This window comes from Methylobacterium sp. 174MFSha1.1 (genome assembly GCF_900116815.1).
In the GTDB taxonomy this organism is placed as follows: domain Bacteria; phylum Pseudomonadota; class Alphaproteobacteria; order Rhizobiales; family Beijerinckiaceae; genus Methylobacterium.
On record NZ_FPCB01000004.1, the window covers coordinates 97,348 to 120,492 of the forward strand.

25 protein-coding genes are annotated in these 23,145 nt (G+C 70.3%); 19 read left to right on the forward strand and 6 right to left on the reverse strand.

The window, feature by feature from the left end:
- Window positions 1-149 precede the first annotated feature (149 nt).
- Window positions 150-620, reverse strand: a complete 471-nt coding sequence (nusB, locus tag BM430_RS00445; RefSeq protein ID WP_093564234.1) for a transcription antitermination factor NusB — start codon at window positions 618-620, stop codon at window positions 150-152.
- A 1-nt stretch (window position 621) separates the two neighbouring features.
- Window positions 622-1,161: a 6,7-dimethyl-8-ribityllumazine synthase gene (ribH, locus tag BM430_RS00450; protein ID WP_093564721.1), complete on the reverse strand. Its 540-nt coding sequence runs from the start codon at window positions 1,159-1,161 to the stop codon at window positions 622-624.
- 249 nt (window positions 1,162-1,410) lie between these two features.
- Between ribH and BM430_RS00455 the strand changes: the two genes are divergently transcribed.
- The 5 genes from BM430_RS00455 (at window position 1,411) to BM430_RS00475 (ending at window position 6,867) form a co-directional block, all read left to right on the forward strand.
- Entirely contained in the window at window positions 1,411-2,715 is a 1,305-nt protein-coding gene (locus BM430_RS00455; RefSeq protein ID WP_093564236.1) for an MFS transporter, read from the forward strand.
- Window positions 2,716-3,032: 317 nt separating this feature from the next.
- The gene (gene petA, locus BM430_RS00460) at window positions 3,033-3,596 is read left to right on the forward strand and encodes a ubiquinol-cytochrome c reductase iron-sulfur subunit (protein WP_093564723.1); all 564 of its coding nucleotides are present in this window, start codon (window positions 3,033-3,035) and stop codon (window positions 3,594-3,596) included.
- Between the two features lie 41 nt (window positions 3,597-3,637).
- Window positions 3,638-4,924 carry a cytochrome b gene (locus tag BM430_RS00465; protein ID WP_093564238.1) on the forward strand — a complete coding sequence of 429 codons (1,287 nt, stop codon included), beginning with the start codon at window positions 3,638-3,640 and terminating at the stop codon, window positions 4,922-4,924.
- A 90-nt stretch (window positions 4,925-5,014) separates the two neighbouring features.
- On the forward strand, window positions 5,015-5,926 hold the full coding sequence (locus tag BM430_RS00470) for a cytochrome c1 (protein WP_093564240.1): 912 nt from the start codon (window positions 5,015-5,017) through the stop codon (window positions 5,924-5,926).
- A 62-nt stretch (window positions 5,927-5,988) separates the two neighbouring features.
- On the forward strand, window positions 5,989-6,867 hold the full coding sequence (locus tag BM430_RS00475) for an S-methyl-5'-thioadenosine phosphorylase (RefSeq protein ID WP_093564242.1): 879 nt from the start codon (window positions 5,989-5,991) through the stop codon (window positions 6,865-6,867).
- Between the two features lie 352 nt (window positions 6,868-7,219).
- On the opposite strand, the gene BM430_RS35505 is transcribed toward BM430_RS00475, so the two are convergent.
- Window positions 7,220-7,354, reverse strand: coding sequence for a hypothetical protein (locus tag BM430_RS35505; RefSeq protein WP_280142253.1), 135 nt, complete (start codon window positions 7,352-7,354; stop codon window positions 7,220-7,222).
- Between the two features lie 153 nt (window positions 7,355-7,507).
- Here BM430_RS35505 and hisB point away from each other — a divergent pair, with 153 nt between their 5' ends.
- From hisB to coaA, 8 genes are all read left to right on the forward strand, one after another.
- A complete protein-coding gene (gene hisB, locus BM430_RS00480; protein ID WP_093564244.1) occupies window positions 7,508-8,110 on the forward strand; it encodes an imidazoleglycerol-phosphate dehydratase HisB in 603 nt (200 codons plus the stop codon).
- 39 nt (window positions 8,111-8,149) lie between these two features.
- A complete protein-coding gene (locus BM430_RS00485; protein WP_093564246.1) occupies window positions 8,150-8,641 on the forward strand; it encodes a DUF2628 domain-containing protein in 492 nt (163 codons plus the stop codon).
- 64 nt (window positions 8,642-8,705) lie between these two features.
- Complete coding sequence (gene hisH / locus BM430_RS00490; RefSeq protein WP_093564248.1) at window positions 8,706-9,365, forward strand: imidazole glycerol phosphate synthase subunit HisH; 660 nt, start codon at window positions 8,706-8,708, stop codon at window positions 9,363-9,365.
- 46 nt (window positions 9,366-9,411) lie between these two features.
- Window positions 9,412-10,161, forward strand: coding sequence for a 1-(5-phosphoribosyl)-5-[(5-phosphoribosylamino)methylideneamino]imidazole-4-carboxamide isomerase (hisA, locus tag BM430_RS00495; RefSeq protein WP_093564250.1), 750 nt, complete (start codon window positions 9,412-9,414; stop codon window positions 10,159-10,161).
- A gap of 72 nt (window positions 10,162-10,233) precedes the next feature.
- On the forward strand, window positions 10,234-10,716 hold the full coding sequence (locus BM430_RS00500; protein ID WP_093564252.1) for a DUF29 domain-containing protein: 483 nt from the start codon (window positions 10,234-10,236) through the stop codon (window positions 10,714-10,716).
- Between the two features lie 10 nt (window positions 10,717-10,726).
- The gene (gene hisF / locus BM430_RS00505) at window positions 10,727-11,509 is read left to right on the forward strand and encodes an imidazole glycerol phosphate synthase subunit HisF (RefSeq protein ID WP_093564254.1); all 783 of its coding nucleotides are present in this window, start codon (window positions 10,727-10,729) and stop codon (window positions 11,507-11,509) included.
- Between the two features lie 100 nt (window positions 11,510-11,609).
- Complete coding sequence (locus BM430_RS00510; protein ID WP_093564256.1) at window positions 11,610-11,933, forward strand: phosphoribosyl-ATP diphosphatase; 324 nt, start codon at window positions 11,610-11,612, stop codon at window positions 11,931-11,933.
- An 11-nt stretch (window positions 11,934-11,944) separates the two neighbouring features.
- Window positions 11,945-12,967, forward strand: coding sequence for a type I pantothenate kinase (coaA, locus tag BM430_RS00515; protein WP_177302890.1), 1,023 nt, complete (start codon window positions 11,945-11,947; stop codon window positions 12,965-12,967).
- Between the two features lie 351 nt (window positions 12,968-13,318).
- Here the strand turns inward: coaA and thpR are convergent, their stop codons facing one another.
- Window positions 13,319-13,870 carry an RNA 2',3'-cyclic phosphodiesterase gene (gene thpR, locus BM430_RS00520; protein ID WP_093564258.1) on the reverse strand — a complete coding sequence of 184 codons (552 nt, stop codon included), beginning with the start codon at window positions 13,868-13,870 and terminating at the stop codon, window positions 13,319-13,321.
- 19 nt (window positions 13,871-13,889) lie between these two features.
- Window positions 13,890-14,489 (reverse strand): arylesterase, encoded by a 600-nt coding sequence (locus BM430_RS00525; protein WP_244539255.1) that lies wholly within the window; start codon window positions 14,487-14,489, stop codon window positions 13,890-13,892.
- 173 nt (window positions 14,490-14,662) lie between these two features.
- Here BM430_RS00525 and BM430_RS00530 point away from each other — a divergent pair, with 173 nt between their 5' ends.
- The 4 genes from BM430_RS00530 (at window position 14,663) to BM430_RS00545 (ending at window position 19,996) form a co-directional block, all read left to right on the forward strand.
- Window positions 14,663-15,358 (forward strand): ABC transporter ATP-binding protein, encoded by a 696-nt coding sequence (locus BM430_RS00530; RefSeq protein WP_093564262.1) that lies wholly within the window; start codon window positions 14,663-14,665, stop codon window positions 15,356-15,358.
- Window positions 15,359-15,363: 5 nt separating this feature from the next.
- The gene (locus BM430_RS00535) at window positions 15,364-17,970 is read left to right on the forward strand and encodes an ABC transporter permease (protein WP_093564264.1); all 2,607 of its coding nucleotides are present in this window, start codon (window positions 15,364-15,366) and stop codon (window positions 17,968-17,970) included.
- A 226-nt stretch (window positions 17,971-18,196) separates the two neighbouring features.
- A complete protein-coding gene (locus tag BM430_RS00540) occupies window positions 18,197-19,000 on the forward strand; it encodes a Bax inhibitor-1/YccA family protein (protein WP_093564266.1) in 804 nt (267 codons plus the stop codon).
- A gap of 120 nt (window positions 19,001-19,120) precedes the next feature.
- Complete coding sequence (locus BM430_RS00545; RefSeq protein WP_093564268.1) at window positions 19,121-19,996, forward strand: bifunctional helix-turn-helix transcriptional regulator/GNAT family N-acetyltransferase; 876 nt, start codon at window positions 19,121-19,123, stop codon at window positions 19,994-19,996.
- Between the two features lie 303 nt (window positions 19,997-20,299).
- Here BM430_RS00545 and tsaA read toward each other — a convergent pair whose 3' ends face one another.
- Window positions 20,300-20,854: a tRNA (N6-threonylcarbamoyladenosine(37)-N6)-methyltransferase TrmO gene (tsaA, locus tag BM430_RS00550; RefSeq protein ID WP_093564270.1), complete on the reverse strand. Its 555-nt coding sequence runs from the start codon at window positions 20,852-20,854 to the stop codon at window positions 20,300-20,302.
- A 116-nt stretch (window positions 20,855-20,970) separates the two neighbouring features.
- Here tsaA and BM430_RS00555 point away from each other — a divergent pair, with 116 nt between their 5' ends.
- Both BM430_RS00555 and BM430_RS00560 read left to right on the forward strand, forming a co-directional pair.
- Window positions 20,971-22,440 (forward strand): AMP nucleosidase, encoded by a 1,470-nt coding sequence (locus BM430_RS00555; protein WP_210188396.1) that lies wholly within the window; start codon window positions 20,971-20,973, stop codon window positions 22,438-22,440.
- Window positions 22,441-22,444: 4 nt separating this feature from the next.
- The gene (locus BM430_RS00560) at window positions 22,445-22,948 is read left to right on the forward strand and encodes a hypothetical protein (RefSeq protein ID WP_093564274.1); all 504 of its coding nucleotides are present in this window, start codon (window positions 22,445-22,447) and stop codon (window positions 22,946-22,948) included.
- Window positions 22,949-23,145: the final 197 nt, after the last annotated feature.

Here is a 23,145-nt window from a genome sequence, read left to right on the forward strand (position 1 = left end):
CGCCGTTCCCGGCCCGAACCTCCGCCGACAGCTAGACCCGTGGCCGGGGCGTCGCAATGATCGAATGACGACAGACGAGGATTTTCCGCGCGCTCGCACCATCCTGCCTAATCCGAAGGATCAGGAAGAGGATCCGGCACGGTTCCGCCTCACCCGGCGCGCGACCCCTTGTTGAAATCGTCAGGACGCACCGCCCGGCCGACCTTGTCGAGCACCGCGTTGACGAGGCCCGGCTCCTCGCCCTCGTAGAAGCTGTGGGCGACGTCGACGTATTCCGAGATCGCGACCTTCACCGGCACATCGCGCCGGAACATCACCTCGTAGGCGCCGGCGCGCAGGATCGCGCGGACCACCGCCTCGAGCCGGCGCAGGGGCCAGCCGGCGGCGAGCGCCGCGTCGAGGCGCTGGTCGATCGCCCGCTGCTCCTCGACGGTGCCGCGCAGGAGGTCGCGGAAGAAGGCGGTCTCGGCCGGCGGGTGCTCGACCTCGTCGATCACCTGGCCGATCCAGAAGGCCTCGAACTCGGCCAGGGCGTCGATCACGCCCTTGCCGGAGATCTCCATCTCGTAGAGGGCCTGGACCACCGCGAGGCGGGCGCCGCTGCGCTCGGCGGGCTTCATCTCACTCGGTCTCCGTGCGGCGGGGGGTGAAGCCGATGGTGCGGTCCTGCCGGCTTGCGTCTTGAGCCCGGCGCAGGGCCAGCACCGCGAGCGCCGCTTCCGCCGCGCCGCCGCCCTTGTTCATCTCGGCGACCCGGGCGCGGGCCTGGGCCTGGGCCTCGGTCTCGACCGTCAGGATGCCATTGCCGAGCGGCAGGCGGAGCATGACGGAGAGGTCCATCAGGGCCCGGGCGCTCTCGCCGGCGACGATGTCGTAGTGGCCGGTCTCGCCGCGGATGACGCAGCCGAGCGCCACCACGGCGTCGTAGGGCTTGTGGGCGCGGGCGGCGGCCTCGAGCAGGATCGCCACGGTCTGCGGGATCTCCAGCGCGCCCGGCACGGTGACGATGACGGCCTCGGCGCCGGACGCCGCGATCGCGGCCGTCGCGCCGGCGAGGAGCTCGTCGGCGATGTCCTCGTAGTAGCGGGCCTCGACGACGAGCACCCGGGCTCCGGCGAGCTGGGGGCGGTCGGCTCCGCTGTCGCGGCGTGGCGTGACCATGGCGAACTTCTGCATCTCGAACGGGCACCGGCTCCCGCGCGGCCGCGACGCGGCCTCGCTGCGGTGCATCACCGGTGGGGGAGGGGAGCACTAGACCAGAAGAGGCCGGTCCCACAAGTCCGGGAGCCTCCGCGGATCGTCGCTTCTTGCCAACCGGGAACAATCCGGTCATCCCGGGCGCCAGAGCCGGGCCATCGCAACCCGGCCGCACCGGATCCTTGATCAACGACCGGCCGGGAGGACAAATCCGTGACGACCGACATCGAAGCCCGTACGATCAAGCGCATCAGCTGGCGCCTGATCCCGTTCCTGATCGTTTGCTACTTCATCGCCTATCTCGACCGGGTCAATGTCGGGTTCGCCTCGCTGACGATGAACCGGGACCTCGGGATCTCGGCCACCGCCTACGGCCTCGGGGCCGGTCTGTTCTTCATCACCTACTTCATCTTCGAGGTGCCCTCGAACCTCGCGCTCGAGAAATTCGGCGCGCGGCGCTGGATCGCCCGCATCATGCTGAGCTGGGGCGTGATCTCCGGCGGCATGGCCTTCATCGGCGGCGAGACCAGCTTCTACATCATGCGCCTGCTCCTCGGCGCGGCCGAGGCCGGCTTCTTCCCGGGCATCATCTTCTACCTGACGCTATGGTTCCCGGCGGCCTACCGCGCCCGCATCGTCTCGCTGTTCATGGTGGCGATCCCGCTGTCGAGCGTCATCGGCTCGCCGATCTCCGGCCTGCTGCTCGAGCTCGACGGCGTGCTCGGCTTCAAGGGCTGGCAGTGGCTCTACGTGATCGAGGCGCTGCCCGCCGTGATCCTGTCGGTGATGACCTACTTCTACCTCACCGACCGGCCGGCCGACGCCAAGTGGCTCGCCGCGGACGAGCGCGAGTGGCTGGAGCGGACGCTCGCCGCGGAGGCCGCCTGCAACCCGCGCCAGGGCCACGTGCCGCTGACCCAGGAGATCCTCAACCCGCGGGTGCTCGCCATCGCGGTCGTGTATTTCGGCGCGGTCGCGCTGCTCTACGCCTTCGGCTTCTTCCTGCCGCAGATCTTCAAGGCCTTCGGGCTCACCAACGCCCAGACCGGCTTCGTGATGATCATCCCCTACGCCGTCGGCACGGTGGGCATGCTGTGGTGGGGCCGGCGCTCGGACGCCAGAGGCGAGCGCCGCTACCACCTCGCCGCGGCGCTCGCCTGCGCGTCGGTCTGCACCATCGGGGCGGCCCTCGTCGGCGATCCGATCATCAAGGTGATCCTGTTCTCCGGCGCGGCCCTCGGCATCTTCGGGGCGCTCCCGATCACCTGGACGCTGCCGACCGAGACGCTCTCGGGCGCGGCCGCCGCCGGGGCGATCGCGGTGGTGAACTCGATCGGCAACCTGTCGGGCTTCGTCGCCCCCTACGCCGTCGGCGCGATCAAGGACTGGACCGGCAGCTTCACCGGCGGCCTCCTGCTGATCGCCTGCGCGGGCATCGTCGGCATGATCACCGTGCTGCGCCTGAGCCATAGCAGCGCAGCCGCGGGCCCGGGCCGCGTCGGCGCCCCCGCCGAGTAGGTCCTCCGCCACGCATCCGGGCGGCCCTTCGGGACCGTCCGGGTGCATCGCAACACACTCCCGGGAAATCTGGAATTCCTCCGGATCGGGGCGCCTTTTCGCCCTTTATTCCGAGGCTTGACCGTGCAACAGAGCTAGCCGCGCGGCGACGCCCGGTCGCATTGCCGCCACGCGTGGGGAGGTGCTTCGGTCCGGCAGGATCGGGGACGACAAACCCCGCCGACCCTTCCCGCGGGCCTCGACGCCCTGTGAAGAAGAAGATCTGGGTGCCGCGCGAGCGGCGGCCCGCCGTCAACGATTTTCGGGAGAGCCGGAACTTGGCCACCACCGTCGCCCCATCCGACGCCGCGCATCCCCACGGGACGACCCGCCGGGACTTCCTGTTCCTCGCCACCGGCGCGGGCGCCGTGGTCGGGGCCGCGGCCCTGGCCTGGCCCTTCGTCGCCTCGATGGCCCCCGATGCCGAGACGATCGCCGCCGGCGCCCCCATCGACGTCGATCTCTCGCCGATCGCCGACGGCCAGATCGTCAACGTGTTCTGGCGCGGCAAGCTGATCTTCGTGCGCCACCTCACCGAGAAGGAGGTCGCCGACATGAAGGCGGTCGCCCCGGCGAGCCTGATCGACCCGGCGCCGTTCCTCGGCCGCGTCAAGGACGGCCACGAGCGCTGGCTCGTGGCCTACGGCAACTGCACCCATCTCGGCTGCGTGCCGATCGCCAATGCCGGCGGCCACGAGGGCTGGGGCTGCCCCTGCCACGGCTCGCAATTCGACGCGGTCGGCCGCGTGACCCGCGGCCCGGCCCCGATCAACCTGCCGATCCCGCCCTACGCCTTCCAGGGCGACACCAAGGTCCGCATCGGCGAAGGCGCCACCGCCTGATTTACGCCGATCGTGAAGCAACGCCAGACGCGGGCTGCCCCATGAGCGCACACGCCACAACCTACATCCCCAAGAGCCGCTTCGCGAAGTGGTTCGAGGCCCGGCTGCCGATCGCAGGCCTGGTCCATTCCTCGTTCATCGCCTTCCCGGTGCCGCGCAACCTGAACTACTTCTGGACGTTCGGCGCCATCCTGATGGCGATGCTGGGCTCGCAGATCATCACCGGCGTCTGGCTGGCGATGCACTACCAGCCCTCGGCCACCGAGGCGTTCAACTCCGTCGAGCACATCATGCGCGACGTGAACTACGGCTGGCTCCTGCGCTACATGCACGCCAACGGCGCCTCGATGTTCTTCATCGCGGTCTACGTTCACATGTTCCGCAACCTCTATTACGGGTCGTACAAGGCCCCGCGCGAGGTGCTCTACATCCTCGGCGTGATCATCTACCTCCTGATGATGGCGACCGCGTTCCTCGGCTACACCCTGCCGTGGGGCCAGATGTCGTTCTGGGGCGCCACCGTCATCACCAACATCCTGGCGGCGATCCCGATCGTCGGCGACACGATCCAGAGCCTGCTCTGGGGCGGCTACTCGGTCGGCAACCCGACCATCAACCGCTTCTTCTCGCTGCACTACCTGCTGCCGTTCATGATCGCCGGCGTCGTCGTCCTGCACGTCTGGGCGCTGCACGTCACCGGCCAGAACAACCCGACCGGCATCCCGATCAAGTCGGGCAAGGACGCGGTGCCCTTCACCCCCTACGCGACCATCAAGGACGTGTTCGCGGTGGTGGTGTTCTTCGCCTTCTTCGCCTACTGGATCTTCCTGCAGCCGAACTACCTCGGCCACGCCGACAACTACATCCCGGCGAACCCCGCCGTGACGCCGGCGCACATCGTGCCCGAGTGGTACTTCCTGCCCTTCTACGCCATCCTGCGCGCGGTGCCGGACAAGCTCGGCGGCGTGATCCTGATGTTCGGCGCGGTGATCATCCTGGCGCTGGCGCCGTGGCTCGACACCTCGCGGGTCCGCTCGGCCAACTACCGGCCGATCTACCGCCAGTTCTTCTGGGTCTTCATCTTCTGCTGCTTCCTGCTCGGCTGGCTCGGCTCGAAGCCCCCGGAGGGCGGCTACGTGCTCGCCTCGCGCATCGCCACCTTCTACTACTTCGCCCACTTCCTGATCGTGATGCCGCTGGTCGGCCTGTTCGAGACGCCGAAGCCCCTGCCGGGCTCGATCCTCGAGAGCGTCACCGGTCCGGGCAAGCAGGTCGGCTCCTCCGGCATGCCGGCCGGCGCCGCCGCCGCGCCCCCGACCAAGGGCTGATTCATGCCTCGGGCGGGCGGGTGCTCCACGCATCCGCCCGCACCACATCGCGATAAAGCACTAACGACGCCGCAAGGGGCATCGAGGGGAATGATCAGAACACGCGCTCTCGGGACACGCGCTCTCTTGGCCGCCGCTGTCGCCGCCTTCCTGTCGGCCGGCGCCGCCTCGGCCGAGGACCACGGGCCGCTGCCCCACCGCGAGAAGTGGACCTTCTCGGGGATGTTCGGCACCTTCGACCAGGCGCAGCTGCAGCGCGGCTTCCAGGTCTACCGCGAGGTCTGCTCGAACTGCCACAGCCTGCACTACATCCGCTTCCGCAACCTGGAAGAGGAAGGCGGGCCCGACTTCTCCGCCGCCCAGGTCAAGGCGCTGGCGGCCGAGTACAAGGTCAAGGACGGCCCGAACGATTCCGGCGACATGTTCGAGCGGCCCGGACGCCCGGCGGACAAGTTCCCGTCGCCGTTCCCGAACGATCAGGCCGCGGCCGCCGCCAACGGCGGCAAGGCGCCGCCGGACCTGTCGCTGATGGCCAAGGCCCGCACCTTCGCCCGTGGCGGCCTGTGGTTCATCATCGATTGGCTGCCCTTCATCGGCTACACCGAGCAGGGTCCGGACTACATCCACGCCCTCCTCAACGGCTACAAGGAAGAGCCGCCGAAGGGCGTGACCGTGCCGGAAGGCGGCCACTACAACGAGTTCTATCCGGGCAACGTCATCGCGATGCCCAAGCCCCTCAGCGACGGTCAGGTGACCTACGCCAAGGGTGCGAACGGGCAGCCGGTCGTGCCGGAGACGATCGACCAGTACTCGCGCGACGTCACGGCCTTCCTGATGTGGACGGCCGAGCCCCACCTCCTGGCGCGCAAGTCGCTGGGCCTGCGGGCGATCCTGTTCCTGCTCGTCCTGGCCGGCCTGCTCTACTACGTGAAGAAGAAGATCTGGTCGGACGTCGGCGGCGAGACGCACGGGCTGCAGCCCGAGCTGCACAAGACCAGCTGACGCCAGCATCCGAAACCTACCCGGGGCCCCGCAAGGGGCCTCTTTCGTTAGAGGAGAACTCCATGGTCAAGGCCGTGCTCGGAGTGATCGGCGGGTCGGGCGTCTACGACCTGCCTGGGCTGGAGGACGTGCGCGAGGAGCGGATCACCTCGCCCTGGGGCGAGCCGTCGGATTCGCTCCGCATCGGCCGGATCGGCGAGACCGAGGTGGTGTTCCTGGCGCGCCATGGCCGCGGCCACCGGCTCTCGCCGTCCGGCATCGACTACCGGGCCAACATCGACGTGCTCAAGCGCGCCGGCGTCACCGACATCGTGGCGCTCTCGGCATGCGGCTCGTTCCGGCAGGAGCTCTATCCGGGCCTGTTCGTGCTCGTCGACCAGTTCGTCGACCGCACTGTCGGCCGCACCTCGTCGTTCTTCGGCAATGGCTGCGTCGCCCACGTCTCGATGGCCCATCCGGTCGGCCCGGGGCTCCAGGCCCGCATCCTGGCGGCGGCCGAGGCCGAGGAGATCGCGGTCCGGAAGGGCGGCACCTATGTCTGCATGGAAGGGCCGCAATTCTCGTCCTACGCCGAGTCGCTCACCTACAAGGCGCAGGGCTACGACGTGATCGGCATGACCAACATGCCGGAGGCCAAGCTCGCCCGCGAGGCCGAGATCACCTACGCGACGATCGCGATGGTGACGGACTTCGATTGCTGGCACCCGGAGCACGGCGCCGTCGACGTGGCCTCCGTCGTGGCGGTGGCCCGCGCCAACGCCTCGAAGGCCGCGCGCCTGGTGAGCCGCCTCGCCCGCGATTTCCCGGCCGAGCGCGAGCCCTGCCCGGCGGGCTCCGACCGGGCCCTCGACGGCGCGATCATGACCGCGCCGACCCACCGCGACCCGGCGCTGATGGCCAAGCTCGATGCGGTCTGCGCGCGGGTGCTGGCGGACGTGTGATCCGACCGGGGGCAACGCTTCCGACGGGGGAGTGCCCGAGGTACACTCACCCAGAATTGACGTTTCTTCGTGAGTCGAAGTCTGACCCTCCATCGTCATTCCGGGGCCGCGCAGCGGAGCCCGGAATCCAGAACCGCCGATGGTCCAGGACGAAGCGGACGGCCTGCCGCGTTATCCTCTAACACTTGCGTTTCTGGATTCCGGGCTCCGCTGCGCGGCCCCGGAATGACCCTGTAGATACGTTCCCGGCGAGAGAAATGAACGCTTTGATCTAACTGTTCTCGCCTTTATATCTTAGACAAGCGTCAGTTGTCAGACTTACGCTTGGCGGCAGATAGACAAACGCCTCAGCTCAGTAATCCTCATCGGTGGCCGGATTCTCCTCATCCTCCGCAGCGATCCGCTCGATCTCATCGTCTGACAGTGCGCGGAGAGCGGCCCAATCCGTACGACCGCCGGTTTCTGTCTCTGCCGGATCATCCTCCATGGCCAATCTCCTCCCGATCGGTTGACCTCAGAGTCATTCCCGCATCGTTCTGCATAGCAGCGCTGCGGTGCAAGACACTGAGAACCCCCCTGGCGTTTCCGCGGGCTGCCTTTTAACAAGGCAGCCCGTTTCCGTTGGCAACCAGTTCTGGCGATGACCGATTCCCCCCTCCGCACCGGCCGCGTCGACCGGCGCACCGCCGAGACCGACGTCAGCGTCGCGCTCACCCTCGACGGCACCGGCAAAGCGAGCATCGCGACGGGGGTCGGCTTCCTCGACCACATGCTGGAGCTGCTCGCCCGCCACGCCCTGTTCGACCTCGAGATCAAGGTGACGGGCGACCTCCACGTCGACCAGCACCATACCACCGAGGATTGCGGCATCGCGCTCGGCGAGGCCTTCGCCCAGGCGCTGGGCGACAAGCGCGGCATCCGCCGCTACGCCGACCTGCACCTGCCCATGGACGAGGCACTGACCCGGGTCGCCGTCGACATCTCCGGCCGGCCGTTCCTGGTGTTCCGCACGCAATTCGCCCGCGAGAAGATCGGCGTCTTCGACACCGAGCTGGTGCGCGAGTGGTTCCAGGCCTTCGCGATGAATGCCGGGATCACGCTGCACGTCGAGACGCTGTACGGCGACAATCAGCACCACATCGCCGAGAGCTGCTACAAGGGGCTGGCACGTGCCTTGCGGCACGCGGTCGAGGTCGATCCCCGCGAGGGCGGCCGGGTGCCATCGACCAAAGGCTCGCTCTAGAGCTGCATCGCCGCAACGACGGATCCCGGGGGGAACCGGATGACCACCTATACCCTGCACGTTCCCGACGAGGTCGATCCCGGCGAGCCGGAGGCCTTGGACCGCGCCAAGCTGGTGCCGGACGCCTTCGTCTGGCCGGCCTTCTGGTTCTCGGCTTTGTGGTTCTTCTGGCACCGGCTCTGGCTCGCGGGCTTCGCCGTGCTGGCGGCCGAGATCGTGGTCTGGGTCGCCGGCCTCGTCCTGGGGTTGCATCCGGTGGCGGGCTTCGCGATCGCGCTGCTCCTGTCCTGGCTCATCGGGCTCGAGGCCTCGTCGCTGCGGCGCTGGACCTATGCCCGCACCGGCCGCCCGATCCGCGACGCGGTGACGGCCTCGGACACCAAGGAGGCCGAGGTGAAGGTCGTCGCCCGCTGGCTGCGGGAGGAGGGCGCCCGCCTGGGCACCAGCGCTCCCCGCCCGGCGACTCCAGCGAATACCCGCGCCGAGAGCCCGGCCTTGGGCCTCTTCCCGGAGGCGCAAGGGTCCCGGTGAGCGCCGCAACCACCCCGACGACCGCCCCGTCGACCCGAAGACCCGCGACCCGGGAGGATCTCCGTTGAGCGCGGACACCGTCGCCATCATCGATTACGGCTCGGGCAACCTGCACTCGGCCGCCAAGGCCTTCGAGCGCGCCGCCCGCGAGATCGGGACCGATGCCCGCATCGTCGTCACCTCCGATCCCGAGACCGTCGCCGGGGCCGACCGGGTCGTGCTGCCGGGCGTCGGCGCCTATGCCGATTGCCGGCGCGGCCTCGATGCCGTCTCCGGCATGGTCGAGGCGATGACCGAGGCGGCGCATGCCCGCGGCCGGCCGTTCCTCGGCATCTGCGTCGGCATGCAGCTGCTGGCGAGCCGCGGCCTCGAATACGAGATCACCCCCGGCCTCGGCTGGATCCCGGGCGACGTCGCCCCGATCCGGCCTTCGGATCCGGGCCTGAAGGTGCCGCATATGGGCTGGAACACGCTCCGGGAGCGCTCGGCCCACCCCCTGCTCGACGGCATCCCGACCGGGCCGGACGGGCTGCACGCCTATTTCGTGCACAGCTACGCCCTCGCGGCGGCCGAGCCCGGCGACGTGGTGGCCACCGCCGATTACGGCGGCGCGGTCACCGCCATGGTCGCCCGCGGCACCATCGCGGGCACCCAGTTCCACCCCGAGAAGAGCCAGACCCTCGGGCTTCGGCTGATCGGCAACTTCCTGCGCTGGCGGCCCTGACGGCCCGCCGCCACCTCCCCGAACTCCAGCCTTGCGGTGACGACGCGTGATCCTGTTTCCGGCCATCGATCTCAAGGAAGGGCGCTGCGTCCGCCTCGTGCAGGGCGACATGGCGCAGGCCATCGTGTTCAGCGACGACCCGGCGGCGCAAGCCGGGACGTTCCAGGAGCAGGGTTTCTCCTGGCTCCACGTGGTCGATCTCGACGGCGCCTTCGCGGGCGCGCCGATGAACGCCGCGGCGGTCGACGCGATCCTCGCCGCCGTGACGATCCCGGTGCAGCTCGGCGGCGGCATCCGCGAGATGCGCACCGTCGAAGGCTGGCTCGCCAAGGGCGTCAGCCGGGTCATCATCGGCACCGCCGCCGTGAAGGACCCGACCTTCGTGCGCGAGGCGGCGCGCCGCTTCCCCGGCAAGATCGCCGTCGGCATCGACGCGAAGGACGGGCGCGTCGCGGTCGAGGGCTGGGCCAAGACCTCGACGGTCACGGCGGAGGAGCTCGGCCGCCGGTTCGAGGATGCCGGCGTCGCCGCGATCATCTATACCGACATCGCCCGCGACGGCATCCTCAAGGGGCTCAACATCCCGATGACGCTGGGCCTCGCCCAGGCGGTCAAGATCCCGGTGATCGCCTCGGGCGGCCTCGCCTCGATCGAGGACGTGCACCGCATCCTGGAGCCGGATTGCGCGGGGCTTGCCGGCGCCATCACGGGACGGGCCCTCTACGACGGCCGGATCGACCCGAAGGAGGCGCTGGCGGCCATCGCGCGGGCGAAGAGCGCACAGGGCAGGAACTAGCCGCCGGCTGAGGCGGACGGGCCCGCCGCGTGATAGGATCGCGGCGGCTTTCCGAAAAAGGCATGTGACGGCATGACGGCCGCGACCACAGAGCCCTACCCAGACGGCGTCCAGGCCTGCACGGCCTACGCGGACGATCTCTACCGCTGGGCGATGGAGCAGGCAGCGACCCTTCGCGCCGGGCATTTCTCGGTTCTCGACCGCGAGAATCTGGCCGAGGAGATCGAGAGCCCGGGTCGCTCCGAGTTCTACGCCTTGGTCGAGGCGTGGCGGTGCATCCTTCTGCACATGCTGAAATGCGACCTCCAGCCGGACGGGCCGTTGCGGGACTGGGCCTCGACGATCGAGGGCCAGCGCATCCGGGCAGCCTACCTGCTGGCCGACAGCCCGAGCTTGACGCTCCGCCTCGACGAGGCACTCACCCGCGCCTATTGCGGCGCCCGGCTCGACGCAGCCGGGGATACGGGCTTGTCGGTGCAGACGTTTCCGGAGACCTGCCCCTACACCCGCGACGACCTGCTCACCCGCGATTTCCCGATCGATCCGACAACCTGAAACGGCGCCCGTGCTCAAGACCCGCATCATCCCCTGCCTCGACGTCAAGGACGGCCGCGTCGTCAAGGGCGTGCAGTTCCTCGAACTGCGCGACGCCGGCGACCCGGTCGAGGCCGCCAAGGCCTATGACCGCGCCGGGGCCGACGAGCTCTGCTTCCTCGACATCACGGCGAGCCACGAGGACCGGGGCATCCTGCTCGACGCGGTGAGCCGCACGGCGGAGGCCTGCTTCATGCCCCTCACCGTCGGCGGCGGGGTGCGCAAGGTCGAGGACATCCGCACCCTGCTGCTCGCCGGGGCCGACAAGGTCTCGATCAACACGGCGGCGGTGAACGACCCGGACCTGGTGGCGCGGGCGGCGGAGAAGTTCGGCGCGCAGTGCATCGTCGTGGCGATCGACGCCAAGCGGGTCTCGGGCGAGGGCGAGGCGCCCCGCTGGGAGATCTTCACCCATGGCGGCCGGAAGCCCACCGGGATCGACGCGATCGACTTCGCCCGCCTCGTGGCGGCGAAAGGGGCCGGCGAGCTGCTGGTCACCTCGATGGACCGCGACGGCATGCGCTCGGGCTACGATATCGGTCTCACCCGGGCGATCAGCGACGCGGTGAACGTGCCGGTGATCGCGTCCGGCGGCGTCGGGGGGCTCGACGACCTCGTCGCCGGCGTGCGCGACGGCGGCGCCAGCGCTGTGCTGGCCGCCTCGATCTTCCATTTCGGCCAGCACACCGTCGGGGAGGCCAAGGCCCACATGGCCGCGGCGGGCCTCGCCATGCGGCTCGACCCGACGCCCTGACCTATCGGCAATCGCCGCGGGAAATGGTGCCGAACACCGCTTGACCGCCCGGCTCGGCCGGCCCCAGGGTCCACCCGGAAAAATACCTTTTGGCAGCCGCATGACCGCCTTCACCCTCGCCGACCTCGACCGCATCGTCCGCGAGCGCGCTGCGGCCGCGCCGGAGGATTCCTACACCGCCAAGCTCGTCGCCGGCGGGCCGGCGCGCCCGGCTAAGAAGCTCGGCGAGGAGGCGGTCGAGGCCGCGATCGCCGCCGTGCAGGGTGACCGCGACGGGCTGACGGCGGAGGCCGCCGACGTGCTCTACCACCTGCTGGTGGTACTCAGGGCCACCGACGTGCCGCTGGAGGCGGTGATGGCGGAGCTGGAGCGGCGCACGGCCCAGAGCGGCATCGCCGAGAAGGCGTCGAGGAGGCCCGCATGACCGACGCCAGCATGACCGAGGCGGGCCTGAACGCCGCCGGCGCGGCACCGACCCTCGGCGCGGCGCAGCTGGCGGCGAGCCTCGACGAGGCGACCGACCACCTCTCGCCCTACCGGGTCTTCGCCCGCGAGGAATGGGCGCACCTGCGCGCCGACACGCCGCTCACCCTCACGGCCGAGGACGTGATGCGGCTGCAATCGCTGAACGACCCGATCTCGCTCGAGGAGGTCATCGCGATCTACCTGCCGCTGTCGCGGCTGCTCTCGCTCTACGTCGCGGCGACGCAGGGGCTGTTCAAGGCGACTCAGCGCTTCCTCCTCGCCGAGCGCGAGGTGAAGGTGCCCTACATCATCGGGGTCGCCGGCTCGGTCGCGGTCGGCAAGTCGACCACCGCGCGGGTGCTCAAGGCGCTGCTCGCCCGCTGGCCCAACACCCCGAAGGTCGACCTCGTCACGACCGACGGGTTCCTGCTCCCCAATGCCGAGCTGAACCGGCTCGGCCTGATGGAGCGCAAGGGTTTTCCGGAGAGCTACGACAGCCCGACGCTGCTGCGCTTCCTCGCCGACATCAAGGCCGGCAAGCGCCACGTCGCGGCGCCGCTCTACTCCCACCTCGTCTACGACGTGGTGCCGGGGGAGAATACGGTGGTCGACCGGCCCGACATCCTGATCGTCGAGGGGCTGAACGTGCTCCAGCCTGCCCGCCTGCCGCGGGACGGTACCGCGATCCCGTTCGTGTCGGACTTCTTCGATTTCTCGGTCTACCTCGACGCGCACGAGGACGACCTGCACCGCTGGTACGTGAACCGCTTCCTGCGCCTGCGCAACACTGCCTTCCGCGACCCGCTGTCGTATTTCCGCAAGTATGCAGAAATCTCCGAGGACGAGGCGCTCAATATCGCCGACGGCCTGTGGAACCGCATCAATCTCCTGAACCTGCGCGACAACATCGTGCCGACGCGCCAGCGCGCCAGCCTGATCCTCGCCAAGGGCGCGAGCCACCGCATCGAGAGCGTGGCGTTGCGGAGGCTGTGAGGATGGTGCGCGCGCGCCCGTACAACTCCACCATTTCCCGGACGATTGCAGCGAAGCGCAAGGAGATCCGGGAAATGGGCGGTGCCGTCTCTTGAACCGAGCGCGACGATCACCGGCGGCCGGGCGTTCCGGCCTATGACGGCCTATACGCTGGCAAGGCGGGATGGCGCTGCATTGTCCGCTGAATAAGAACACGCCCACGCCAAGTTCGAAGGTGGAGGTGAACGGCGTGGGCGCGTGCCCGTCGAGGGGCAGTACCCCGATCTTATACCAGTTCGATTAGCCCGCCATCACCCCTTTGGCCGGCTTGCCTTTCGCGGATCCGCCTCCGTCCGGAGGGGAGTGCCGTCCTCACGCCTCGTCCTCGGCCAGCGGATAGGCCGCCTCGACCACGTAGGGTCCGCCGCCGACCGAGTCGCGCGCCGAGTACAGGGCGGCCCGACGTGCCGTGAACGACAATCGCGGAAAGACGGGCTGCATCGCCAGGTACTGCGCCACCCCGTCCGGGCCGGCGCCGCGCTTGAGCCGGGCCAGGGTGACGTGCGGCGTGAAGCGCCGGGTGTCGGGGGCGACGCCGAGCTGGCGCAGGATGCGCTCGTGCTCGGCCTGCAGGTCGGCAAGGTCGTCATCCGGGACGACGCGGGCGAAGAGCGCGTGCGGCTTCTCGCCGCCGAACACCGCCAGTTCGTCGAGGACGAGGGTCAGGGGCGGGCGGGGCCTGGTCTCGGAAAGCGCCTCGGTGATTTCCTCGGCGAGCCCGCCATCGACGTCGCCGATGAAGCGCAGGGTCACGTGGTAATCGGGGGGCTCGACCCAGCGTGCGCCCGGCAGACCGCCCCGGAAGGCGCTGAGCGCGAGGCCGGTCTCGGAGGGGACCTCGATCCCGGTGAACAGGCGCGGCATGGCGGATCAGGCCCTTGTGTCAGGCGCCCTTGCGCAGGCGCTGCAAAAATTCTTCGACGCTCGGCAGGATGCCGGCGACGACCCGCGCGACGCCGGCCCGGGTCGGATGCAGGCCGTCGGCGAGGTTGAGGGCGCGGTCGCCCGCGATCCCGTCGAGGAAGAAGGGGTAGAGGATCAGGCCGTAGCGCTCGGCCAGCCGCGGGAAGATCGCGTCGAAGCGCCTGACATAATCCGGCCCGAGATTGGGTGCCGCCCGCATGCCAGCGAGCAGGACCGGGATGCCGCGGGCCTTCAGCTTCGCGACGATCGCGTCGAGGGCCTTCTCGGTCACCGCCGGATCGGTGCCGCGCAGCATGTCGTTGGCGCCGAGTTCCAGGATCACCCCGTCGGTCCCGTCCGGCACCGACCACTCGACCCGGTCGAGCCCGCCCGTCGCGGTGTCGCCGGAGACGCCCGCATTGGCGACCGTCACGGCGTGGCCCTTCGCCTTGAGCGCGGCCTCGAGCTGGACCGGGAAGGCGGCATCCGCCGGCAGGCCGTAGCCCGCCGTGAGGCTGTCGCCGAGGGCGACGAGGTTCAGGGGGCGCGGTTCGGCGCGGAGCGGCGTCACGAGCGTCATCACCAGCGAAACGATGAGAAATGCGAGCGCCGCGCGGCGGCCATCATGGCGAAGCATCGATGCGCGGCCCATATCGGGCCGGCGGGCCGCCTGTCCTGCGTAGGTCCGTCCCAACACTCAACCTCCGGCGGCGGCCCGAGCGGTCGCCGCGCTTCAAGATCGGTTCTTCCCCCATGACCGACAAGGCCACCGGACCGGCGATCGCGCTCGAGGGCGTCGATCTCAGCCTCGGCCGCGGCGCAGCCCGGGTCCACATCCTCAAGGGCATCTCGATCGCCGTCGCCCCGGGCGAGGCGGTCGGCCTCGTCGGACCCTCGGGCTCGGGCAAGTCGACCCTGCTGATGACCATGGCGGGGCTCGAGCGGCCGGATTCCGGCCGGGTCGTGGTCGAGGGCACCGACCTCGCCGGGCTCGACGAGGACGCGCTGGCGCGATTCCGCGGCCGGCGCATCGGCATCGTGTTCCAGTCCTTCCACCTCGTCCCGACCATGACAGCGCTCGAGAACGTGGCTTTGCCGCTCGAACTGGCGGACGCGCCCGACGCCCACCAGCGGGCGGCGCGGGAGCTGGAGGCGGTCGGCCTCGGGCACCGCCTGCACCATTACCCGGCCCAGCTGTCGGGCGGCGAGCAGCAGCGCGTCGCCATCGCCCGGGCGGTCGCGCCGGAGCCGGCGATCCTGGTGGCCGACGAGCCGACCGGCAACCTCGACGAGGCGACCGGCGCGCAGATCGTCGACCTGCTCTTCTCGCTCAAGCGCGACCGCGGCGCCACCCTGGTGCTGGTCACCCACGATCCCGGCCTCGCCCGCCTGTGCGACCGCACGGTGCGGCTGCGCTCGGGGCTGATCGACGAAGCGGTGAGCGCTTGAAACCCATGCACGGCAGCCTTCCCAAGATCCCGCGTGACGAGATCCCCGGCGGAACGCCCGGCCGGCCCTCGCGCCTGCCGCTGACCCTGCGCCTGGCGCTGCGCGAGCTGCGCGGGGGCCTGCGCGGCTTCACGGTGCTGCTGGCCTGCATCGCCATCGGGGTCGCGACCATCGCGGGCGTCGCGTCGCTGTCGCGCTCGCTCTCCGACGGGCTCGCCCGCGAGGGACGAAAAATTCTCGGCGGCGACGTCACCTTCGGGCTGGTCCACCGCGAGGCGAGCGGGCAGGAACAGGCCTTCCTGGAGGCCCGGGGGCGCGTCTCGGCGGTGGGCTTCACCCGTGCCATGGCCTCTTCGGGCGAGAAGGGCGCGGCGCTCGTCGAGCTGAAGGCGGTCGGGCCCGATTACCCGGCGGTCGGCGCGCTGACGACCGAACCGCCGATGCCGCCCGCCGAGATCTTCTCGGCCCGCGACGGCGTCTACGGGGCGGCCGCCGATGCGGCCCTGCTCGCCCGGCTCGACCTCAAGATCGGCGACCGCCTCACCGTCGGCGGCGCCGAGATCGTGCTGCGCACGGTGCTGGTCGCCGAGCCGGACAAGATCGCCGGCGGCATCGGCTTCGGGCCGCGCCTGATGGTGTCGCTCGACGCCCTCCGGGCCACCGGACTCGTCCAGCCCGGCAGCCTCAACCGCTTCGTCTACCGGGTGACGCTGCCGACCGGCGACGACGCGGCGGTGGAGCGGGCGATGACCGAGGCCCGGAGCGCCCTGCCGGAGGCCGGCTGGGAGATCCGCTCGCGGCTCAACGCCGATCCGCGCTTCGCCCGCAGCATCGAGCGCTTCACCCAGTTCCTGACCCTCGTCGGGCTCACGGCGCTCCTCGTCGGCGGCGTCGGCGTCGCCAACGCGGTGCGGGCCTTCGTCGAGCGCAAGCGCGCCTCGATCGCGACCCTCAAGAGCCTCGGCGCCCCGGGGGGGCAGGTGGTCGGCATCTACCTGACGCAGGTGATGCTGATCGCCGGGATCGGCATTCTCGGCGGCCTCGTCGTCGGCGCCGTGCTGCCCTTCGCCCTCGATGCGGCGTTCGGGTCGCTGCTGCCCCTGCCGCTGAACCCCACCCTGGCGCCGGGCGAGCTCGTGGTCGCCGCCCTCTACGGCGTACTGACGGCGCTCGCCTTCGCGATCGGGCCGCTCGGGCGCGCCCACGACGTCGCGGTCTCGGGGCTGTTTCGCGACACCGTCGATCCCGACCGGCGCTGGCCGCGGCCGCGCTACCTCGGCATCCTCGGCCTCGCCCTGGCCGGCCTCCTCACGCTCGCGCTGACGACCGCCTACGACCGCGGGGTGGCGCTGATCTTCATCGTCGCGGCCGGCCTCGCCTTCGGGCTCCTGCGCCTCGTCGCGTTCGGGCTGATGGCACTCGCGCGGCGCCTGCCGCGTCCGGCCCGGGCCGCGCCGCGGCTCGCGCTCGCCAACCTGCACCGGCCCGGCGCGCTGACGCCCTCGATCGTGCTGTCGCTCGGCCTCGGCATCACGCTCCTCGTCACCTTGAGCCTGATCGACGCCAACATCACCCGGACCCTGACCCGCTCGCTGCCGGCGAAGGCGCCCAGCCTGTTCTTCCTCGACATCCCGAGCCGCGACTCGGCGGCCTTCGACCAGTTCCTTGGGCGCGCCGCGCCGCGGGGCAAGATCGAGCGGGTGCCGATGATGCGCGGGCGGATCACGGCGCTCAACGGCGTGCCGGCGGCGCAGATCAAGGCCGGTGAGGAGGCCGCCTGGGTGCTCGACGGCGACCGCGGCATCACCTACGCCGAGGACCTGCCCGACGGCTCGCGGATCACCGCCGGGCAATGGTGGAAGGGCGACGACGCGAAGAAGCCGCTCGTCTCCTTCGACGACCAGCTCGCCCGCAGCCTCAACCTCAAGGTCGGCGACCAGGTCACCGTCAACGTGCTCGGGCGCAGCCTGACCGTCACCATCGCCAACCTGCGCCACGTCGAGTGGCGCAACCTCGGCATCAACTTCGTGATGGTCTTCTCGCCCGGCACCTTCCGGGGGGCGCCGCACAGCGACCTCGCGACCCTGACCCTGCCGGAGGGGCCGGATGCCGCCCTCGAGGCCCGGATCCTGCGCGACGCGGCGAAGGAGTTCCCGGCCGTCAGCAGCGTGCGGGTGAAGGACGCCCTCGACGCGGTGAACGACCTCGTCGGCAAGCTCGTCTTCGCGATCCGCGGCGCCAGCGCGGTGGCCGTGGCCACCAGCCTGTTCGTGCTGGCCGGGGCGCTGGCCGCCGGCCACCGCGCCCGGCTCTACGACGCGGTGGTGCTCAAGACGCTCGGCGCCACGCGGGCGCGGCTGCTCGCGGCCTACACGATGGAGTACGGCGCGCTCGGCCTCGCCACCGCACTCTTCGGCCTCGTCGCCGGGACGCTGGCGGGCTGGGTGATCCTCACCAGGGTCATGCATCTCGACTTCGCCCTCGACCTCTCGGGGGCGTTGATCGCGGCCCTGCTGGCGGTCGTCGTGGCGGTCGGGCTCGGGCTCGCCGGCACCTGGCGGATCCTCGGGCAGAAGCCGGCGCAGTACCTACGAAATCTCGCGGGGTCTTAATCCGAAAATATCCCTGCGGCGTAGGGACCCCTGATTTTGTCTCGTCCGGGCCGGTTACCGCTCCGGCACCGCCCTTGTGCAGGTCGGTCGAGGCTCACATATTCCGGTCAAGGCGAGCGGACCCGCGAGGGGCCGGACGCCGATCCGACGCGTCAAGCGTCCGAGGGTCGCGTGAGAGCCTCGCACCAGGAACATCCACGCTAGAGAGCTTCCGAAGGAATCTCCCATGGCATTCGAGAACAGCCCGTTCCGGCAGGGCAATGCGAACGGCTTCGGCGGCCCCACCGGCTACGCCCAGAGCCAGGTCGAGGTCGACCAGGGCCTGCGCGCGTTCATGCTCGGCGTCTACAACAACATGATCATCGGCCTCGGCATCTCCGGGCTGGTGGCCATCGGCATCAACAAGCTCGCGGTGGCGTCGTCGCAGGCGGAGGCCGTGGCGCGGATCGGCTCGATCCCGCTGACCAGCTTCGGCCGCACGCTCTACGCCACGCCGCTGATGTGGGTGATCGCGCTCGCGCCGCTCGCCTTCATCTTCCTCTTCTCGTTCCGGATGGACCGGATGTCGGCCGCGTCGGCCCGCACCACCTTCTTCGCCTTCGCGGCGGTGATGGGTGCGTCGCTCTCGACGCTGCTGCTCCGCTACACCGGCGCGAGCGTGGTCCAGGTGTTCTTCATCACGGCGGCGGCCTTCGGCGGCCTGAGCCTCTACGGCTACACGACGACCCGGAGCCTGTCGGGCATCGGTTCGTTCCTGGTGATGGGCCTGATCGGCCTCGTCATCGCCAGCCTGGTGAACATCTTCCTGGCCTCGAGCGCCCTGCAATTCGCGATCTCGGTCATCGGCGTGCTGATCTTCGCCGGCCTGACCGCGTATGACACGCAGAAGCTCAAGGAGATGTACCTCTACGGCAACTTCGACGGCGAGACCGCCGCCAAGGTGTCGGTGGTCGGCGCCCTGACGCTCTACCTGGACTTCATCAACATGTTCCAGTTCCTGCTCTCGCTGATGGGCAACCGGAACAACTGATAACCCCCGGGGTGGCGCGCCGCCCCGGACCTTCGAACGGGAAGCCCCGGCCCTGCGGCCGGGGCTTCTCGCGTTGAGGGCCCCGTTGACGGCCCGATCTCTCTGACTTAAGTCAGAGAGATGCCGACCGACCCCATTAGCCGCATCCGCCGTTTCAACCGGGCCGTGACCGCCGAGGTCGGCGCCCTCGATACCTCGTTCCTCGGCCGCGGCCGGCCGCTCGGCACGGCCCGGGTGCTCAACGCCATCGGCCACGGGCGCGGCGAGGTCGGCGCCATCCGCGACTATCTCGGTCTCGATTCCGGCCTGATGAGCCGGCTCCTGCGCAGCCTGGAGGAGGAGGGTCTGGTCGTCACGCTGCCCCATCCGGACGATGCCCGCCGCCGGGTCGCCGCCCTGACCGAGGCCGGCAGGCAGGAATTCGCGGCCTACGAGGCCCTGTCGAACGACCGGGCGAAGGCGCTGCTCGCCCGCTTCCCGAAGGGCGACGAGCTGTTGCGCGCCATGGATCTCGTCGCCACGGCGCTCGGCCGCGAGCGGATCGCGGTCGAGGAGACCGACCCGCGCTCCGAGGCGGCTCTGCACTGCCTGACCGAGTATTACGCCGAGCTGGGGCGGCGGCTCGCCACCGGCTTCGACGTCTCCCTCTCTCGCGACCCGGAGGCGGCCGACATGATGCGCCCGCGCGGCGCCTTCCTGGTCGCCCTGTCGGACGGGCTGCCGATCGGCTGCGTCGGCCTGAAGGGCAAGGGTGGGGAGATCGCCGAGATCAAGCGGCTCTGGGTCTGCCCCTCCGCCCGCGGCCTCGGCCTCGCCCGCCGCCTGATGGAGGCCGCCGAGGCGGCGGCGCGGGACCTCGGCATCACGATCCTTCGCCTCGATTCGAACAGCGCGCTGACCGAGGCGCTCCAGCTCTACCGGCGCACCGGCTGGGTCGAGATCGACCGGTTCAACGACGATCCGTATCCGGATTTCTTCTTCGAGAAGCAGTTATAATATACCGATCGATCGCGGGATCCACGCTCCGCCGCGAAGTCGGCGATACCGACACAGGCTTTGCCGCCACGCAGCACGCCGCCGAGCACCAGGAACAGCATCTCGCCAAATCGTGGCGCGTCGCAAAAGTCGCATGGGACGCGAACCTCGGGAAAGATCGTCCCGATCGGCTCGACAACGATCAGACCCTCGCGATCGGAGGGCCCGATAAAGATTTTTTGAGCGCATCATCGCAATCCATGATCTTTTCGCGCGAAATCGCCCTGTCCACGAGGAGGAAGAGAGTCGACTTGATTCCGAGATCTACAAATCTTTCGATCTCGATACATGAATGCGCTCGCTGTCCTGAGCGTCCTCGGCCCCGCTCTCCACCTCCCGCCAGCCGACCCGGGCCTCCGGCCGCGCGTCGGTCGTGGCGAAGTACGGCTTGATGTCGAGGAGCGGCGTGCCGTCGAGGCAGTCGAGCCCGCGCACCCGCAAAGTGCCGCCCTCGAGGCCGAGCAACTCCACCACCGAGACGGCGATCGGGTTGGGCCGGGCCGGCGAGCGCAGCGCGAAGGTGCCGCGGGGTTCGGGCGCGTGCCGGGGCTGCTGCGCCACCAGGTTCCGCGGCGCCCGGTCCATCCAGTAGAGCACGATCAGGTGGGTGGTGCCCTGGAGGCTCCGCAAGGCCGGGACGAACTGGGGATCGACCTCCAGGGTGCAGACCGCGTCCGACTGCGCCGAATTGCGCGGGCACTCCGCCCGCACGGTCCAGGGCGTGCGCACCCGGCCGACGAAGTAGAGCCCGGCATCGAAACCCACCGGCAGGTCGACCGTCTCCTCGCCCGGCCGCGGGCCGAAATCCGCTTGCGTCATCTGTCGTCCTGCGATCGGGGCGGGATCCGGGTCGCCCCGCCGCTCCGCCCGGTATAGGCTGGTCGCGAGCGCATGAGGGAGACCGATCGACCGTGTTCGCCGACGAGCTGAGACCGATGGAGACGGTGGCCGATCCCGAGACGGCGGTCGACCGGCTGGCGGCGCTCCACGCCGCCGCCACCGGGAGCCTGCGGGACGCGCTGACCCGCTTCCTCGCGGACGGCGTGCCCCCCGACGCCGCCGAGCGGCTGACCTTCCGCTACCCCGAGCTGCGCCTGACCTACCGCCCGACCGGGCCGATGCCGCGGATCAGCCGCGCCACCGCGAAGTTCCAGGGGCCCGGCGCCTACGCCACCACCCTGACCCAGCCGGCGCATTTCCGCGCCTACCTGCTGGAGCAGCTGCGCCCCCTGGTGCAGGATTACGGCGCCACGATCGAGGTGGGTCTGAGCGCCCAGGAGATCCCGTACCCTTACGTGGTCGAGCCGGGCGCCGAACTCGCCCGCGGCGTCACCTCGAGCGACCTCGCGCGCTACTTCCCGACCCCGATGCTGTCGAGCGTCGGCGACGAGATCGCCGACGGTCTGTGGCTGGAGGCCGGCGACGAGCCCCGGCCGCTCGCCCTGTTCGATGGGCCGCGGGTCGATTACTCGCTGCGCCGCCTCGTGCACTATACCGGGGCCGACTGGCGCCAGATCCAGCCCTGGATCCTGCTCACCAACTATCACCGCTACGTCGACCAGTTCGTGCGGGTCGGCCTGAAGGCGCTCGCCGCCGAGCCCGAGCGCTACGCCCGCCTGGTCCTGCCCGGCGGCATCGCGGTCGAGGCCGGGGACGCGGCGGGGGCGCAGGCCGACGCGCTGATCGCCGCCTCGCCCTGGCACCGGTTCCAGATGCCGGCCTACCACCTCGTCGCCCGGGACGGGCAAGGACAACCGGGGCAAGGCACAAGCCTCGTCAATATCGGCGTCGGTCCCTCCAACGCCAAGACGATCACCGATCACCTCGCAGTGCTGCGGCCGCATTGCTGGCTGATGGTCGGCCATTGCGGCGGCTTGCGCCAGTCGCAGACCATCGGCGACTACGTGCTCGCCCACGGCTACCTGCGCCGCGACCGGATCCTCGACGAGCTGGTGCCGCCCGACGTGCCGATTCCGGCGCTCGCCGAGGTGCAGGTGGCGTTGCAGGAGGCCGCCGCCAGCGTCACCGGCGAGCGGGCCGAGGCGCTGAAGCAGCGCCTGCGCACCGGTACGGTCGTCACCTACGACGACCGCAACTGGGAGCTGCGCTGGTCGCAGGAGCGGCGGCGGATCAACCTGTCGCGGGCGATCGGCGTCGACATGGAGAGCGGCACCATCGCGGCCCAGGGCTACCGCCTGCGGGTGCCCTACGGCACGCTGCTCTGCGTCTCGGACAAGCCGCTGCACGGCGAGATCAAGCTGCCGGGCGCCGCCAACGCCTTCTACGAGCGGGCGGTGGGCGAGCACCTGCTGATCGGCCTCGCGACGCTGGATTCCCTGCGACGCAACCGCCACGGCCTGCACTCGCGCAAGCTGCGCAGCTTCGACGAGCCGCCGTTCCGGTAAGGCGATGCCGCTGCCGATCTCGAACAGCCGTCACGTCGCCGTGGCGGACGGCCCCGGATCGCGCGTCGTCGCGGTCGCCGACCTCGCCGCGTCGCTCGGGGTCGACGCGCTGATCCGCCTGCACGAGGAGGATTTTTCGGGTCTGGCCGGGATCGGCCGCGACCTCGTCCACTTCAACCTGGAGCGCACGATCAACCGCGCCGGCCTGCGCTACGCCCTCCTGCCGATCCGAAGGGCCGGCCGGCGCCGGCCGGGCGGGGCCGAGGAGCTGCCGGTCCTCGACCCGACCCGCTTCCGCACCGGCCTGTGCGTGGCGGTGCGCCAGGGCGTGCCGGTGGCGGCGGTGCCGCCGGCGCTGTTTCGCGCCTCGCTGCCGGGGATCCGCGACGCCGACGCCCTGGCGGCGGCCCTGGTGCGCCGCTACGCCGGCCTGTTTCCCGACCTCGCCCCGGCAGACCTCGTGGCGCGGGGCTGCGCGATCACGCGGCTGCGGCTCGCGCAGGACTGAGCGGCCTCGCGCATTCCCGACGCCGAGGGAGCGCCGTCTTCCTCTGGGTCATGCGCCGGCTGCGGCAGGACAAGACTTCGGTCCTGCCCGAGCGTCCATGCGTCCCGACGATCGAAGATCGGTCTCCGCTAACCCGGCCTAACCGGTGCAATTCTGTGCGGTTCGCGCCGGAGCGGCCGAATCCCCCGATGTGTTTT

What these genes read in the sequence shown, in the direction of transcription:
- BM430_RS00500 (WP_093564252.1), top strand. Translation starts at nt 10,234, where the DNA reads ATGACGGCCGCGACCACAGAGCCCTACCCAGACGGCGTCCAGGCCTGC.
- nusB (WP_093564234.1), bottom strand. Translation starts at nt 620, where the DNA reads ATGAAGCCCGCCGAGCGCAGCGGCGCCCGCCTCGCGGTGGTCCAGGCC.
- BM430_RS00510 (WP_093564256.1), top strand. Translation starts at nt 11,610, where the DNA reads ATGACCGCCTTCACCCTCGCCGACCTCGACCGCATCGTCCGCGAGCGC.
- BM430_RS00535 (WP_093564264.1), top strand. Translation starts at nt 15,364, where the DNA reads ATGCACGGCAGCCTTCCCAAGATCCCGCGTGACGAGATCCCCGGCGGA.
- BM430_RS00555 (WP_210188396.1), top strand. Translation starts at nt 20,971, where the DNA reads ATGGAGACGGTGGCCGATCCCGAGACGGCGGTCGACCGGCTGGCGGCG.
- BM430_RS00470 (WP_093564240.1), top strand. Translation starts at nt 5,015, where the DNA reads ATGATCAGAACACGCGCTCTCGGGACACGCGCTCTCTTGGCCGCCGCT.
- hisB (WP_093564244.1), top strand. Translation starts at nt 7,508, where the DNA reads ATGACCGATTCCCCCCTCCGCACCGGCCGCGTCGACCGGCGCACCGCC.
- BM430_RS00540 (WP_093564266.1), top strand. Translation starts at nt 18,197, where the DNA reads ATGGCATTCGAGAACAGCCCGTTCCGGCAGGGCAATGCGAACGGCTTC.
- BM430_RS00530 (WP_093564262.1), top strand. Translation starts at nt 14,663, where the DNA reads ATGACCGACAAGGCCACCGGACCGGCGATCGCGCTCGAGGGCGTCGAT.
- thpR (WP_093564258.1), bottom strand. Translation starts at nt 13,870, where the DNA reads ATGCCGCGCCTGTTCACCGGGATCGAGGTCCCCTCCGAGACCGGCCTC.
- BM430_RS00545 (WP_093564268.1), top strand. Translation starts at nt 19,121, where the DNA reads ATGCCGACCGACCCCATTAGCCGCATCCGCCGTTTCAACCGGGCCGTG.
- BM430_RS00560 (WP_093564274.1), top strand. Translation starts at nt 22,445, where the DNA reads ATGCCGCTGCCGATCTCGAACAGCCGTCACGTCGCCGTGGCGGACGGC.
- coaA (WP_177302890.1), top strand. Translation starts at nt 11,945, where the DNA reads ATGACCGAGGCGGGCCTGAACGCCGCCGGCGCGGCACCGACCCTCGGC.
- BM430_RS00465 (WP_093564238.1), top strand. Translation starts at nt 3,638, where the DNA reads ATGAGCGCACACGCCACAACCTACATCCCCAAGAGCCGCTTCGCGAAG.
- BM430_RS00475 (WP_093564242.1), top strand. Translation starts at nt 5,989, where the DNA reads ATGGTCAAGGCCGTGCTCGGAGTGATCGGCGGGTCGGGCGTCTACGAC.
- BM430_RS00485 (WP_093564246.1), top strand. Translation starts at nt 8,150, where the DNA reads ATGACCACCTATACCCTGCACGTTCCCGACGAGGTCGATCCCGGCGAG.
- ribH (WP_093564721.1), bottom strand. Translation starts at nt 1,161, where the DNA reads ATGGTCACGCCACGCCGCGACAGCGGAGCCGACCGCCCCCAGCTCGCC.
- BM430_RS35505 (WP_280142253.1), bottom strand. Translation starts at nt 7,354, where the DNA reads ATGGAGGATGATCCGGCAGAGACAGAAACCGGCGGTCGTACGGATTGG.
- BM430_RS00525 (WP_244539255.1), bottom strand. Translation starts at nt 14,489, where the DNA reads ATGACGCTCGTGACGCCGCTCCGCGCCGAACCGCGCCCCCTGAACCTC.
- tsaA (WP_093564270.1), bottom strand. Translation starts at nt 20,854, where the DNA reads ATGACGCAAGCGGATTTCGGCCCGCGGCCGGGCGAGGAGACGGTCGAC.